The organism is Flammeovirga pectinis (assembly GCF_003970675.1).
In the GTDB taxonomy this organism is placed as follows: domain Bacteria; phylum Bacteroidota; class Bacteroidia; order Cytophagales; family Flammeovirgaceae; genus Flammeovirga; species Flammeovirga pectinis.
Genome location: NZ_CP034562.1, coordinates 3,922,751 through 3,937,977 on the forward strand (window position 1 = coordinate 3,922,751; position 15,227 = coordinate 3,937,977).

The following is a 15,227-nucleotide window of genomic DNA, read 5'->3' on the forward strand; positions in this document are numbered from 1 at the left end:
TTAAGATCGTGCGTTAATGGAAAAGGGATTTCTAGTTTAGAAGTCCCTTTTTTTGTTATTGTTTGTAATATATAAGTATAAAGAACAGTAATAAGCTGAATTATTAATTCTTATTGCTTTATACATTCCACTAATTATTTAAATTTGTTGCTTTAAGAAGGATATCATTTTTAATTCTATTAATACTTTGGCAAAAGCAACAACAAAAGCGAAGAAAGAAACTCCTATGATGAAGCAGTTTAATGCTATAAAGGCGAAACATCCTACAGCAATGCTTCTTTTTAGAGTAGGTGATTTTTATGAGACGTTTGGTGACGATGCCGTTACAGCAAGTAAAATCTTAGACATCGTTTTAACGAAAAGATCTAATGGTTCTGCATCTGAAACTCAATTGGCAGGTTTTCCACATCATTCTTTAGATACTTACTTACCTAAATTGGTTAAGGCGGGTCAGAGAGTTGCTATTGTCGATCAATTAGAAGATCCTAAAACTGCAAAAGGTGTTGTTAAAAGAGGTATCACGGAGTTAGTGACTCCTGGTGTTTCTATGAACGACAATGTTTTGAGTGTTAAACAGAACAACTATTTAGCAGCAATTCATATTTCTAAAAAAGAATTAGGTATTTCTTTTCTTGATATTTCTACTGGAGAATTTTTTGTTGCGCAAGGAAATCAGAATTATATAGATAAACTACTTCAAGGTTTTGCCCCTTCTGAAGTATTGTATTGTAGAAATGATCAGGAACATTATAAAGAGTTATTTGGTGATACTTACCCTACATTTAGACAAGATGATTGGGTATATACATCAGAATATGGGTATGAAAAATTAACTACGCATTTTGGTACTAAAAACTTAAAAGGTTTTGGTATAGAAAATATGCCTTCAGCAATTATTGCGGCTGGTGCTGTACTGAATTATTTGGAGTTAACAGAGCACCATCATATCGACCATATTCATCATATTAGTAGAATACAAGAAGATAAATATGTTTGGCTAGATAAATTTACGGCTAGAAGTCTTGAACTTATCTTTCCTCAGAACGATGGTGGAGTTCCTTTAATAGATATTCTTGATAAATGTGTTACTCCAATGGGAGCACGTCTATTAAAAAAGTGGACCGTTCTTCCTTTAAAAGATTTAGCAAGTATTAATACTCGACTTAATATTGTCGATTTCTTTACTAAAGATGAAGATATTGCGGATGATGTATTAGCACACCTCCGCCAGATCAACGATATTGAACGCCTTATTTCTAAGGTAGCTGTTGGGAGAGTAAACCCAAGGGAAATAGTTTATATCAAAAAAGCACTTCAACACGCTGCTCCAATCAAGGTACTTTTAAGTAAAGCAAATGATAAAGAGGTTAAAGTGATCGCTGATCATATAAACACTTGTGATATCCTTGTGGAACGTATTGAGAAGGAAATGCAAGAAATGCCACCTATCAACCCTGCCCAAGGAAATATAATTAAAGAAGGTGTAAATGCAGAATTAGATGAATTAAGAGCGATTTCTCATTCAGGAAAAGACTTTTTACGTCAAATTCAAGAAAGAGAAAGCGACAGAACGGGAATTCCTTCTTTAAAAATTGGTTACAACAAAGTATTCGGCTATTACCTAGAGGTAAGAAATACACACAAAGATAAAGTACCTGCAGAGTGGATTAGAAAATCTACTTTAGTAAATGCAGAAAGATATATTACTGAGGAGTTAAAGCAGTACGAAGAAAAAATTCTTACCGCAGAATCTCAGATTGGTATAATAGAAAATAAGTTGTTTATGGATTTGATTCAGATGGCAACAGAATATATTACTCCAATTCAGCAAACAGCGGCAACATTAGCTAAGCTAGATTGTTTGGTTTCGTTTTCTACAAATGCAATTGATTACAATTATGTTAAACCTATTATTTCTGATGATAAAGCATTGGATATAAAAGAAGGTAGACATCCTGTAATTGAACGCCAACTTTCTGTGGACGATCCTTATATTCCTAACGATGTTTATTTAGACAACGAGGAACAACAAATTATGGTGATTACTGGACCGAACATGTCTGGTAAATCTGCCTTATTACGCCAAACTGCTTTAATTGTATTGATGGCTCAAATGGGTTCTTTTGTTCCTGCAGCAGCAGCACATATTGGGCTAGTTGATAAAGTATTTACAAGAGTAGGTGCTTCTGATAACTTGTCTAAAGGTGAATCTACTTTTATGGTAGAAATGACGGAAACTGCGAGTATCTTAAATAATATATCAGATAGAAGTTTGGTATTGATGGATGAGATTGGTCGTGGTACAAGTACATACGATGGTGTATCAATTGCTTGGGCTATTGTAGAGTATCTTCACAATCATAAAAAATCTAGAGCAAAAACATTATTCGCAACGCACTATCACGAATTAAATGAATTAGCTGAAGATTTCCCTAGAATTAAAAACTTTAGTGTATCTGTAAAGGAACATCAGAAAAAAATCATCTTCTTAAGAAAATTAAAAGAGGGTGGTAGTGAACATAGTTTTGGTATTCATGTAGCTCAACTTGCTGGGATGCCTGGATCAGTAGTGCGCAGATCTGAAGATATCTTAGAACATTTAGAGCAAGATAAACGAAAAGAAAAAAATACTGAACGCATTAAAGAGATGCCTAAAGACAATTACCAACTTTCTATTTTTGATTCTGTAGATCCTATCGCTAAAGAATTGAAAGAGCAATTAGAACAGCTTGATGTAAATACTATGACACCTTTAGATGCAATGTTAAAACTAAATGAGTTAAAAAAACTACTCTCGTAAATAGAGTTTTTGATTAACTTTAGATAAAATTTGAATAATGGATAAAGAAACTTCGATAAAACCATACGCCTTTAAATATGGAGCTATTACAGGTGTGTTTGCATTTGGTTATAGTGTTCTACTTACCTCTTTAGGTAAATCTCAAGATACTTTTTTTCAATATCTAAGTGTACTTGTAGTATTAACTGCTACAATTTTTGCCTACAGAGAGTTTAAAGAGTATAACGAAGGCTTTCTTAAATACCGTACAGGTGTAAAACTTGGTACTTTGCTTGGTTTTATCTCTGCAACTATCTCAGCATTTTTTAATTACTTATATATTCAATTTATTGATGATAGTATTATAGATCAGGCTGTAGAAGTAGCAAGTAAAGCTATTGAAGGAAACCCTCAGATTACAGACGAACAGTATGAACAATCTATCGAAATAGTAAGATGGGTAGCAGGAACACCAATTCCACAGCTTATTAATATCTTATTTATGACATTTTTTGGCTTTTTATTGGCTTTGGTTATTTCACATTTTATGAAAAATGAACCAACTAAAGACGGCTATAATTTTTAACGATAATTACAAGAGTATCCTTAAGTGAATATGGAAGCTAAAAATATAGATGTATCTGTTGTAATCCCTTTACTCAACGAGGCAGAATCGCTTCCTGAATTGGTAAATTGGATTGCAAAAGTTTTTACTGAAGAAAAAATAAACGGAGAAGTTTACCTTATTGATGATGGTAGTACTGATGAATCTTGGGATGTAATCTTAGATTTAAAGAAAAAATTTGATTGGGTACATGGTATTCAATTCCTAAGAAACTATGGTAAGTCTGCTGCATTGCAAGTAGGTTTTCAGGAGGTTAAAGGTGATGTTATCATTACCATGGATGCTGACCTTCAAGATAGCCCAGATGAAATTCCTGGTTTAAGGAAAATGATTATTGAGGATGGTTATGATTTAGTTTCTGGTTGGAAAGAAAAACGTTACGACCCGATTACAAAAACTATCCCAACAAAATTATTTAATGCAGCAACAAGAGCTGTATCTGGTATACATTTAAATGATTTTAATTGCGGATTAAAAGCCTATAAAAAGGATGTTGTTAAAATTATTGAGGTCTATGGCGAAATGCATCGTTACATTCCTGTAATAGCTAAATGGAATGGTTTTGCTAAAATTGGTGAGAAACCCGTTCAGCATAGAGCTAGAAAATATGGAACAACTAAGTTTGGTTTAGAACGATTTGTAAACGGCTTTTTAGATCTAATGTCTATCACATTTGTTTCTAAGTTTAAAAAAGCTCCAATGCATTTCTTTGGTTTGCTTGGGTCAATCTCTTTTTTACTTGGTTCTGCAGGTGCATTTTGGTTATTAATTGAAAAGGTCTACTTATCTATGAATCATTTACATATTCAAAGAGAAGTTACAGACCAACCATTATTCTATTTATCTTTAACAGCTGTAATTATTGGTTCACAGATGTTCATGACCGGCTTTATTGCAGAAATGGTATCACTTAATCAATCCAATAGAAACGATTACCATATAAAAGGAAAAACGGATTAAGGATAAAAAAAATCAAAATAAAAAAGAGATCATGGACATTTAAAATCCATGATCTCTTTTTGCTTTAATACTTTTACAGATTACTTAGTAGGGTATTTATTAAAAATACTCTTCACAAATCTATTGATATTTCTTTCTCTCACAACAGGGCTTTCTTGTTTTTCAGAAAGTGTACTTACTGCTGCTGCTTCCCAAAGAAGTTTCTTTGCTTGCGTATCGAAAATATCTACAACAAAAGTTCCCTCAGTATATTCGTACTCAGAATAATGAGTAGCACCCATACCATAAGGGCCGTACCATCCGCCATAACCAGCGTTATAAGATGTTACACTTTTCTTTTCTTTTGTAGTGAATACCATCCCTACTTGCAAATCAGCAGTTGTATCATTTTCAGAATACGTATAACCAAGACCTTGCATGTTTTCAATTACAGCATTTTTTACTCTAGCTCTATCAAATTCATTGATTTTAGCATTTTGAGCTTGCCAAGGTAAAATACTGAAAGATGTATATTGACTGAAATTTGTACCTGGATTGTAATCAGTTGTAATTTTTGTTGAAGAACAAGATGTTACAACAAATGCAACGCCAATCAACATACTGATTGTTAAGAAGATATTTTTTATATTTTTCATATGAATAATAATTTGATGTTTAGTCGAAAGATGTAAAGGTTCTTTATTCTTTCTGTAAAGATTACAAATACTCTTCAATTGTTGATAGTATAAACTGATTTTATTTTATAAAGATCATTTGATTAATAAAGATTAAGAGGTTATAGTCTTTTTTAACGATTTAAATAAACGCAGAAAAGCCCCAGACAACTGGAGCTTTTCACTATATTTTCAAGAAAAATACAACTTTAAAGAAGTAATAAAACAGGCAGAGGAAGATATCCTCTGCTTGTTATCAATTCATTGTCCGTTATATTATTATTCACCTAAATTACTATTTAGTCAACGTCCCACCATAAAGGTGATCCACCGTTATCGCCTGTAGCTCTTGAGTTTTCAGACTTAAGGTTGGCAACACCAGCATTATATGCTTCCACGTTGTTTACTGCCTCACCGTCAGGGTATCCTAAACGTTTGATATATTCTCCGTCAGGAACTCCACCGTTACTCTTATTGAATTTTACAGGGAAGATATGAGGATAACCAGTTCTTCTAAATTCAGACCAAGCTTCCATTCCTTCTGGGAACATTGCAATCCACTTTTGAGTAATGATTTGTTCCATAGCTTTAGAAGCATCATACTTAATCGTTACATCACTTACTGCTGCAGTACTATAATCTGTATTATAAGTTCCATCAGATGGATCAACATAATCTGCAGGAACACTAGTAGCATCCATTAAATATGTATCAACATCTTTTAAACCATGCTGAGCAAAAGATTGCTTAACACCTTCTTCATAAAGTGCTTGAGCAGATCCACCTGCGTTCCATCCTTTTAAAGCAGCTTCAGCTCTTAAGAAATAAACCTCAGCAGAAGTCATTAAAACAATTGGAGTTGTTTGATTAATGAAAGAAGGATTAATTCTAGAGTAATATTGGTAATCACCTCTACCCTCTGGTAAATCAATACCTGCGCGAACACCAGCAAAACCAGTTTTAATAACATTTCCATCTTCAGGACCAGATGCTTCAGTAAAATAAACTGCTTGACGAGGATCATTTAAACCTGTTAAGATAGATTCCATATCAGCACCCATTTTAATATCACCCCATCCTTCAGAAATTGTTGCCAATGGATGAACAATTGGAGATACACCTGCTCCTACTTGAGCAATATCAGCACCTTCAAATACACCAGAAGCAATTGCTTCTTCAGCATATTTTTTAGCATTTGCTGGGTCTATATTTGAGATTCTCATTGCTAATCTCAATTTTAATGAGGCAGCTAATTTTTTCCACATCCCTAAATCACCTTGGTATAAATCATCTACCGCAGAGAATGTAGGAATTACTTCAGTACTTTGATCTAAGTTTGAAATTGCTAAATCTAACTCAGCAAAGAACTTATCATAAATAGCAGCTTGCTTATCGTAAGTTACTTCAGTAGTACCATAATCTACATATGGAATTGGTCCATATATATCTGTCATTCTATGCATTCCTAGTACTTTTAATACTAAGGCTGGAGAATACAAACGAGGAGTTAAATCTGCACTGATTAAGTCAATTGCATTAGCAGGAGACATTACATTCTCATATCCTAAAGACCAAGGCCAGTAGTTCCAAATTAAGTTATAATGAGATGCATTTGAGTTACCTGCAAACGGAGTTGGAGGAGCCATATAACCAGAGAAGATATCTCCGTTAAGGTTTTGTTGTACCTGCCATTTCCAGTTAGAGTTATCAAAGTTAAAGTAAATTGAACGTGATAACTGAGGGAAGAAACCATTAACTAGGTTACCATCCGCCAACAAATTTTCATTTGTTGGACGGTTTGGATCATTATTAATTTCTTCGAAGTTACTTGTACAAGCTGTGAACATGCCTGCAGCAAGCACAGTTGGTAAGATATATTTTTTTATTATTGATTTCATATTATTCCAATGTTTAGAATTAGAAGTTAACTCTTAAGTTTAAACCTACGCTTCTTGTAGCTGGTAAACTGAAGAAGTTAAGACCTTGAACACCTGCACCAGTTGACATTACTACGTCTGGATCGAATGGAGCAGCATTATAGAAGAAGAATAAGTTTCTTCCGATTGCTGATAATGTTACGTTTTCTAAAGGACCTATAGAATCAAAAGTATATCCAATTGATAATTCTCTTAATCTAATGTTTGTTTGGTCATATAAGTATTGAGAAGTAACATTTGATCTACCAGCAGTTGCAGCCATATATCCAACAGGATCGAAAGCAATACCTTCTACTGTTACATTACCGTTGTTATCAATTGCTTCAGCAAATTCTTTCGATGTTCCTTCAGAATCCATGTAAGAGTTAGTTAATGATAAAGTCTTACCACCAAATCTACCATCAATCACCATGTTCATTACAAAACCTTTGTATTTTAATGTGTTTGTCCAACCTGCAAGAAAGTCAGGGTTAGAGTTAGTTTTCACCGCAGTTTCTGGGTCTAAGCTTGCAGAACCAGCAGGAACTGTTTTACCATCTGCATCTACTGTAGAAATTTTACCATCTGCATCTCTTAAGAAATCAGCAGTCCATATTTCTCCAATTGCACCACCTTTTCTTAATACTTGCATATACTTGATGTTTCCACCATTTGTTACAATATCAAAGTCAGCTTCTGTTCCGTCTGCACGAGTATAAAGTTCCTTGATTTCGTTTACGTTTCTAGCAAGGTTTACAGTAGTACTCCATGTTAAATCACCTGAAGAAACTGGCATTGCTGAGATAGATAATTCAAAACCTCTATTTTCAACATCACCTGCATTTACATAGCTATATCTAAACCCTGAGCTACCTGTTGGATTTTCCACTCTAAATAACTGGTTTACAGTATTTGTTTTGTAGAAGTTGGCATCCATATAAAGTAAACCATTGAAGAATTCTAATTCAGCACCAAATTCAATTGATGTAGATAATTCTGGTTTTAAATCAGAAGCTGGTTGAGTATCAGCAAATTTTAAATTACCATTAAAATCTACTTCATGTTGTAAAGTTGTTACACCTGGTTGAGCATCATTACCTAATACAGTATAGTTACCTCTAATTTTTGCTAAAGAGATTACATCTGGCATTTCAACCATTTTGTTTAATACTGCTGTTAAACCAACTGATGGATAGAAATAAGAGTTATTGTTTACTGGTAAAGTTGAAGACCAGTCATTACGACCTGCAACATCTAAGTATAACATTTCTTTGTATCCTACTGTTGCACTTGCAAATACAGATTGAACTTGACGACGATCTAAAGTTTCCGTTGGTACCATTCCTTCAGGTAAACCTGCTGGAGTAAATATGTTTGTATATCTAATAGAACGTTTGTCTGAAGTAATTTTTTGTAAATGAGCAGCCTCATCTCTAATTGCAGTACCTAATAATGTTGTTACATTAAAATCGTTAAACTGCTTGTTGAAGTTTAAGATCGCATCTGCATAAATCTGAGTATTATTGAAATCATCTCTGAAATAACCACCGTTAGACAATCCTGTCACAGGATCTGCTGCAATGTTAATTGGGTTAGTAGTAGCGTGTGCTTTTCTTTCCCAAACATCTTGAGTTGCATCAATGTTTGCACGTCCTTGAAGTGATAAGTTCTCGTTGAATTTATACTTTGCAGAACCTGAAACCATAAAACGGTGACGAGTATCTTCTGTTTGAGCTTGGTTTAATAACCAATAAGGGTTTTCATTACCAATTTCAGATTTTACGTTTGCAGGGTAATTTTGCTCGTAAATATTTCTGCTATCATTCCAAGATTGGTAGTTGTTTGTTAACTCATCGTTTGAAATTGACCTAGATGATAAGTATGAACTATAAATAGGGTTCATATAAGCACCTGCTGATGGTCTATTTATACCTTCTTGTTGGATGTAGTTTGCCGAAGCTCTTAACTCTAATTTATCATCAAATGCTTTTGATGTAGTATTAAAAGAGAAGTTATTTTTATTGAAAGTGTTTGATGGCATTACACCATTTGCAGTTGTGTTTGCATATGAAACATAAAACTGTGAGTTTTCATTTCCTTGAGAATAAGAAATTGAATTTACCCAAGTAGTACCAGTTTTATAAAAGTCTTCTGCTGTATGAGCTTTGTGATTAATTCCGTTACCCTCTGCATCATATTTAGATTGCATTTCTGGGTACATATAAGCTTGTTCTGCTGTAAAGTTTGATGAGAAACTTACACTAGAATGACCAGGACGTCCTTTTTTGGTAGTAATCATGATTACACCATTTGCCGCTTGAGAACCATAAAGAACTGAAGCTGCTGCACCTTTTAAGATGTTAATTGATTCAATGTCTTCTGAGTTGATGTTCGAGATACCATCACCACCATCACGACCAGGGTTTTCAATTTCACCAGGTTGGCCAGAACCTTGACCTGCCATAGGTACACCATCAATAACATATAAAGGAGAACTATCACCTTTAGCTGAACGGTTACCTCTTAGATTAATCTTTACAGATCCACCTGCACCAGAACCACTTCTAGATAGTTGCAAACCTGCAACACGACCAGATAATGAGTTCATTACGTTAGGATCTTTTGCTGTAACTAGATCTTCAGATGATACTGATTGCGTAGAGTAAGTTAAACTCTCAGCAGATCTTTCAATACCTAAAGCTGTTACTACAACTTCTTCTAATTGTTCTGCATCAACTTCTAAAGAAACGTTGATTACAGATTGGTTACCAACAACAACATCTTGTGCCATGTATCCTACATAAGAAAATACTAATGTACTTCCTTCTGGAATTGACAGAGAAAATTCTCCATTGAAATCGGTTGTTGAACCAGTAGATGTACCTTGTATTAATACGTTAACACCTGGTAAAGGCTCTTCTGAGCCTGACTCTTTTACTATACCCTTCACTACACGGTCTTGTGCTTGAAGTACGTTTGTCATTAGTAATAAGCTAATGACTAAAGTTAGTAGTCTGAATTTCATATTGAACTGAAGGTTAGATGAACAGACGATGCGAACAGAGAGTAATAAGTTTGTTCGCAAGGCGAAGGAAACACTCCTCCGCGGATTCTTGATATCGTAAATGTATAAGGAACACTTAAGGAATTTTAAAAAAATAGATTAACAGTGATTAACTTATGCTAGACGACACTATTTAAAGGATAAACTGCATTCAACTATGGATAAACGTCATAAAATCCTATATTTACTGCATTAAATCTAATTTAATTGTTCTATCGACGCTTAACTGTTATTTAGCATCTATTAATAAAAATAAGTTAATAAATGACTACGACAGCAAAAGATAAGCTATTCGATGAACCTGTGAACATTTTTGATCATATTCCAAAATCGATGCGTTTAAAACTCAGCAAGCCGATAATATATCATGTAATCTTTTGGGTAATCTATTTTGTTTTAAATGGATTGCGCTGGGGAAGCTACTATGACGACTATTTATATTCCTTCCAATCTAACTTGATTGGTTTCTCGATACATATACCGTTATCGTATTATCATGCTTATTATTTACTACCAAAGTATATTCCTTCTAAAAAATATTCTCTCTACTTATTAAACTTAGGAATATCGCTAGTAGTAATGATGTACTTAAAAGTATTTCTAACACAACAGTTTCTATTGCCTGTTTGGCCTGAAGCTGGTACACAAGCAGAAATTTTTAGTACAAACCATGTAATAGCAATTATTACAGGAGAATTATATGTATTAGGTTTAACTACTTCTATTAGTTTAACACGTAATTGGATTCTTAATCAAAAGAAAACAAGAGAGCTAGAAAAACAAAACATGATGACTGAGCTGAATTTATTAAAATCTCAAATTCAACCTCATTTCTTGTTTAATACGCTTAATAATATTTATTCATTAACACTAGATAAAAGTGACCAAGCATCTGATGCTGTTATGAAATTATCTGAATTAATGAGTTATATGCTCTATCAAAAAGAATCTAGAGTTAATCTTGCTGATGAACTCTATTATATGAATAACTACTTAGACTTAGAGAAACTTAGGTTTGGTAATAGGTTAGATCTAACTTTTGATATAGAAGGCAAAGCGGAAGATGTAAGAGTTCCACAACTTTTATTTCTTCCTTTTATAGAGAATACATTTAAACATGGAGTAAAAAACAAATTGAACTCTATCGAAATTAGTTTAAATTTGAAGATATCTGAAGATTTTATCACTTTTGAAGTAGAAAATCCAAATATTGATCAAACTCCTTTACCATTTATTCTACCTGTTCAAACGTCTACTCAGAAGACTAAAACAGGTGGGTTCGGTCTCTCAAATGCAAGAAGACGTTTAAGACTTCTTTATGGAGACAATTACACATTGAATATTAATGATGGTGAAGAAATATTTAGAGTAACATTAAAAATACCAAGAAATGAGCACAATAAAATGCCTAATAGTTGATGATGAGCCACTGGCAATTAAGGTAATTGAAAATTATCTTCAGCGCCTTAGTGAATTTGAAATTGTGGCAAAATGTGAAAGTGCAATAGACGCTTTCAACGTGCTACAAAATGAGAAAGTTGATTTGATGTTCTTGGATATTAATATGCCTATGCTAACAGGTATCGACTTTGTTAAATCTTTAGAAAAGAAGCCTGAAGTAATATTAACAACGGCTTATCGTGAGTATGCTTTAGAAGGATTTGAGATTTCTGCTTTAGATTATTTATTAAAGCCTATTTCATTTCAACGCTTTTTAAAAGCTGCTAATAAAGCTTCTCAACTAATTCACACAAAAGAAGCTGCTAATAATAAAACTGTAAATAAAGCCCCTCAAGCTGTTATAAATACAGGTAGTGCATCTAATAATTCTGAAGAACCTCCTTACATTTTCTTGAAAGTAGAAAAGAAAATGGTGAAGATTGCCTTAGAAGATATTATATACATGGAGAGTTTAAAAGACTACTTACGTGTCTATACTTCTAATGGAGAGATGGTAGTACATTATACACTAACCAAAATTCTTGAAAATCTCCCAGAAGATGAGTTTATTAGAATTCATAGATCATATGCTATCTCTTTAAAGAAAGTAAATGCAATTGAGGGTAATCAGGTAGAGCTTAAAAATGGCAAAATGCTTCCTATTGGACGTTTGTATCAACAAATAGTAAAAGATACTATATATAGTAAAGGAATTATGCCTAATTCTTAAGGCAATTTTAAATAAATAAAAAGGGAAATACACGTTAAATGTATTTCCCTTTTTTTATGATTCTGAAGAGGTTGTTACTGCAATTGAATCTCTTTTTTGCCTCAGCCTTTGCTGTGCTTTTAGACGTTCCTTTGCTTTTTCTCTACGCTCTTTTAATATTCTTTCTTTTTCTTTTCGTTCCTTTTCTCTCTGAATTAGATTCACGCTATTTACATATTTTTCTAAATATGGACGTTTCACTACTCCATTTACATATTTTTCCATCATTAAACTTGCTATTGGTGCTGCCCAAGTACCTCCAAATCCTGCATTCTCTACATAAACTGCAATAGCAATTTTAGGATTATACAATGGAGCAAAACCCATAAAAATAGAATGGTCTTCTCCATGTGGGTTCTGAGCCGTACCTGTTTTTCCACAAATAACAATATCCGGACTATATGCTCTACGTGCCGTACCTATTCTTGGTACATCTGCCATTCCTCTAGCAATATGATCTACATATTCTGGTTTTACATCTACCTTATGTTTCTCTTTATATTGCTTTAAAGGCCCTTGACCTCCAACACTTTTTATAATATGAGGTGAATAATAGTATCCTCTATTGGCTATAATTGCTCCTAAATTAGCTAATTGAATAGGCATTGCTAATACTTCACCCTGCCCAATACTGATAGAATGGATTGTACTAATTTTCCATCCACCCCCTTTGTAAATACGATCATATAATTTTGAACTAGGTACTAACCCCCCTTTTTCATAAGGCATATCAACCCCTAATTTTCGTCCTAAACCATATCCCTGTACATCAATTTTCCATTCATCTAATGTTTTTCTTAGAAGATCTGAAGTCTCATACCTCTTTCCTTCATCATTTAGCATTCTACGAATTTCTTGATAGTACCATGGATTACAAGAGTTAATTATAGACCCTTTTACATTTAATGGAGAATCATGATTATGACAACCAACTAAACGTTTATTACAACTAAAGTAGGTTGTTAAAGTATCAATAGCTCCTGTTTGTAAGCCAATCATTGCCATTACAGTTTTAAAGGTTGATCCCGGAGGATACCTTGACTGCATTGCTCTATTAAAAAGTGGCTTATTTGTATCTCTAGATAAATCTCCATAACGTTTAGAAAGTCTTTTTCCCTCTCCTGTTAATTCATTAGGATCATAAGAAGGAGCAGAAATCATTGCTAATATTTCTCCAGTACTTGGATCTATTGCTACAATTGCTCCTTTTTTATCTTTCATTAAAAGTTCTCCATATGCTTGGAGATCAAGATCTATAGATGATGTTAACGTTGCTCCTACTTGAGGAATTGTATCTAATTTTCCATCTTCAAATTTCCCTTTCGTTACTCCCTTTACGTTTTTCATGATGTAGCTAACACCACGTTGTCCACGCAATTCTTTTTCATAGAATTTCTCTACTCCACTTTTACCAATAAGGTCACCACTTTGATAATAATTGGCAGTATCTTTTTTAAGAAAATCTCTAGTAACTTCTTTTACATACCCTAAGGCATTTGCTAAACTTTTATGAGGATAAGAACGTATTGTTCTTGCTTGTATTGATAGTCCTTTGTAACGAATAATTTTATCTTGAATTCTAGCGTATTCAGATTCTATCAATTGTTTTTTAAATACCGAAGGTTTATACCAAGAATAACCTTTTGCTTTTTTGATATTATAGCGGAGTTCTTCCATTGTATAATCAAGCATTCCCGCTAATTCTATAGAATCTTGAGGTGCTAACTTGAATACCTTAGGTACAATCATTACATCAAATACAGCCGCATTCGACGCCAATAATTTTCCATTTCGATCATAGATCATACCTCTTAAAGGGTACTCTACAACACGTTCTACAATATTTGCCTCTGCACGCATTTTATAGTTCTTACTAAATACCTGAATATTCAATAAGACTAAAGCATATGTTACAAATAGAATTGTAAATCCAATAATAATGTGCCAGCGCCTAACCTCCATGCTCTTTCTCTCCTTCTTTTCTTAGTCTTCTAAAGCGTTCGTTAAGAATGTACTTTTCAGTAACATCCAAATAAGTAGGAAAAACATTCCCCAAACAAGATATATCTGATAATAATCTTTTGTATCCTTATATCTAGTTTCTTTAATTTCAGCTTTTTCGTACTTATCAATTGTATCAAAAATAGCTGTTAAAGCCTTATTGTTTGTTGCTCTAAAATATTTACCCTGACCAATTCTAGCAATATCTCTTAAAGCTGTCTCGTCTAGATGTTGTTCCATATATTTTGGTCGTCCAAACATATCTGTACCATATGGTACTCTACCTTCTTTACCAACACCAATTGTATATACTTTTACACCGTAACCGTAAGCCAATTCTGCTGCAGTTTTAGGTGCTAAATTACCTGCTGTATTTTCTCCATCAGAAAGTAAGATTGCTACTTTAGATTTAGCATCAGATTCTGTCATTCTATTAATTGCAACACCTAACGCAGAACCAATTGCGGTACCAGGCTTCTCGATCATACTAAAATCAATATCTTTAACTAAAGATTTTAATAGGCTGTAATCTGTTGTTAGAGGTGCATAAGAAATTGCCTCTCCAGAGAAAATTACGAGTCCAATTCTATCTTGAATACGACCATCAATAAATCTTGCAGCTACCTTTTTAGCAGCTTCCATTCTATTGGGAACAAAATCTTCTATTTTCATAGAATGAGAAATATCTAGAATAAGCATAATATCTATACCTTCTGTCCATTGCTCTACTTGTTCGTTTGTTTTCTGAGGTCTTGCCAACGCTATTAACATTAAAGTAATTGATATACTCAATATAAAGGGTGGTATAAACCTCAAAAATGTACTCCAATCGGCTTTTAGTCTACCTTCTGGTAAAGCCACATCTAATTTTTGGCGTACTCTATAACGCAATAACCATCTTAAAATAAATAAGACTGGAATGCCTATAATTAAATACAAAAACACTTCTTCTCCCCAATCAAAGCCTTTTAAAACTGCTGGAGTAAACCATCGTGTTGATAATATATCTTCGTACATAGT

10 protein-coding genes are annotated in these 15,227 nt (G+C 33.5%); 5 read left to right on the top strand and 5 right to left on the bottom strand.

What is annotated here, in order from left to right; all coding sequences use genetic code 11:
• Positions 1 to 187: 187 nt before the first annotated feature.
• The 3 genes from mutS to EI427_RS15900 are packed head-to-tail and all read left to right on the top strand — an operon-like array spanning position 188 to position 4,364.
• Positions 188 to 2,800, top strand: coding sequence for a DNA mismatch repair protein MutS (mutS, locus tag EI427_RS15890; RefSeq protein WP_394345831.1), 2,613 nt, complete (start codon positions 188 to 190; stop codon positions 2,798 to 2,800).
• A 37-nt stretch (positions 2,801 to 2,837) separates the two neighbouring features.
• Positions 2,838 to 3,365 (top strand): DUF4199 domain-containing protein, encoded by a 528-nt coding sequence (locus EI427_RS15895; protein ID WP_126616554.1) that lies wholly within the window; start codon positions 2,838 to 2,840, stop codon positions 3,363 to 3,365.
• Between the two features lie 30 nt (positions 3,366 to 3,395).
• Entirely contained in the window at positions 3,396 to 4,364 is a 969-nt protein-coding gene (locus tag EI427_RS15900) for a glycosyltransferase family 2 protein (protein ID WP_126616557.1), read from the top strand.
• An 80-nt stretch (positions 4,365 to 4,444) separates the two neighbouring features.
• Here the strand turns inward: EI427_RS15900 and EI427_RS15905 are convergent, their stop codons facing one another.
• The 3 genes from EI427_RS15905 to EI427_RS15915 form a co-directional block, all read right to left on the bottom strand.
• Positions 4,445 to 4,999, bottom strand: coding sequence for a DUF4136 domain-containing protein (locus EI427_RS15905; RefSeq protein WP_126616560.1), 555 nt, complete (start codon positions 4,997 to 4,999; stop codon positions 4,445 to 4,447).
• A gap of 317 nt (positions 5,000 to 5,316) precedes the next feature.
• Positions 5,317 to 6,915: a RagB/SusD family nutrient uptake outer membrane protein gene (locus EI427_RS15910; RefSeq protein ID WP_126616562.1), complete on the bottom strand. Its 1,599-nt coding sequence runs from the start codon at positions 6,913 to 6,915 to the stop codon at positions 5,317 to 5,319.
• 19 nt (positions 6,916 to 6,934) lie between these two features.
• Positions 6,935 to 9,958 carry a TonB-dependent receptor domain-containing protein gene (locus EI427_RS15915; protein ID WP_126616565.1) on the bottom strand — a complete coding sequence of 1,008 codons (3,024 nt, stop codon included), beginning with the start codon at positions 9,956 to 9,958 and terminating at the stop codon, positions 6,935 to 6,937.
• Positions 9,959 to 10,261: 303 nt separating this feature from the next.
• Between EI427_RS15915 and EI427_RS15920 the strand changes: the two genes are divergently transcribed.
• Positions 10,262 to 11,416, top strand: a complete 1,155-nt coding sequence (locus EI427_RS15920) for a sensor histidine kinase (protein WP_126616567.1) — start codon at positions 10,262 to 10,264, stop codon at positions 11,414 to 11,416.
• Positions 11,388 to 12,167, top strand: a complete 780-nt coding sequence (locus EI427_RS15925; RefSeq protein ID WP_126616569.1) for a LytR/AlgR family response regulator transcription factor — start codon at positions 11,388 to 11,390, stop codon at positions 12,165 to 12,167. The genes EI427_RS15920 and EI427_RS15925 overlap by 29 nt, the downstream gene beginning before the upstream one ends.
• A 54-nt stretch (positions 12,168 to 12,221) precedes the next feature.
• Here EI427_RS15925 and mrdA read toward each other — a convergent pair whose 3' ends face one another.
• Entirely contained in the window at positions 12,222 to 14,168 is a 1,947-nt protein-coding gene (mrdA, locus tag EI427_RS15930; RefSeq protein ID WP_126616571.1) for a penicillin-binding protein 2, read from the bottom strand.
• A 21-nt stretch (positions 14,169 to 14,189) separates the two neighbouring features.
• Positions 14,190 to 15,224 carry a vWA domain-containing protein gene (locus EI427_RS15935; RefSeq protein WP_126616573.1) on the bottom strand — a complete coding sequence of 345 codons (1,035 nt, stop codon included), beginning with the start codon at positions 15,222 to 15,224 and terminating at the stop codon, positions 14,190 to 14,192.
• Between the last annotated feature and the right edge of the window lie 3 nt (positions 15,225 to 15,227).

What these genes read in the sequence shown, in the direction of transcription:
- EI427_RS15895 (WP_126616554.1), top strand. Translation starts at nt 2,838, where the DNA reads ATGGATAAAGAAACTTCGATAAAACCATACGCCTTTAAATATGGAGCT.
- EI427_RS15900 (WP_126616557.1), top strand. Translation starts at nt 3,396, where the DNA reads ATGGAAGCTAAAAATATAGATGTATCTGTTGTAATCCCTTTACTCAAC.
- EI427_RS15905 (WP_126616560.1), bottom strand. Translation starts at nt 4,999, where the DNA reads ATGAAAAATATAAAAAATATCTTCTTAACAATCAGTATGTTGATTGGC.
- EI427_RS15910 (WP_126616562.1), bottom strand. Translation starts at nt 6,915, where the DNA reads ATGAAATCAATAATAAAAAAATATATCTTACCAACTGTGCTTGCTGCA.
- EI427_RS15915 (WP_126616565.1), bottom strand. Translation starts at nt 9,958, where the DNA reads ATGAAATTCAGACTACTAACTTTAGTCATTAGCTTATTACTAATGACA.
- EI427_RS15920 (WP_126616567.1), top strand. Translation starts at nt 10,262, where the DNA reads ATGACTACGACAGCAAAAGATAAGCTATTCGATGAACCTGTGAACATT.
- EI427_RS15925 (WP_126616569.1), top strand. Translation starts at nt 11,388, where the DNA reads ATGAGCACAATAAAATGCCTAATAGTTGATGATGAGCCACTGGCAATT.
- mrdA (WP_126616571.1), bottom strand. Translation starts at nt 14,168, where the DNA reads ATGGAGGTTAGGCGCTGGCACATTATTATTGGATTTACAATTCTATTT.
- EI427_RS15935 (WP_126616573.1), bottom strand. Translation starts at nt 15,224, where the DNA reads ATGTACGAAGATATATTATCAACACGATGGTTTACTCCAGCAGTTTTA.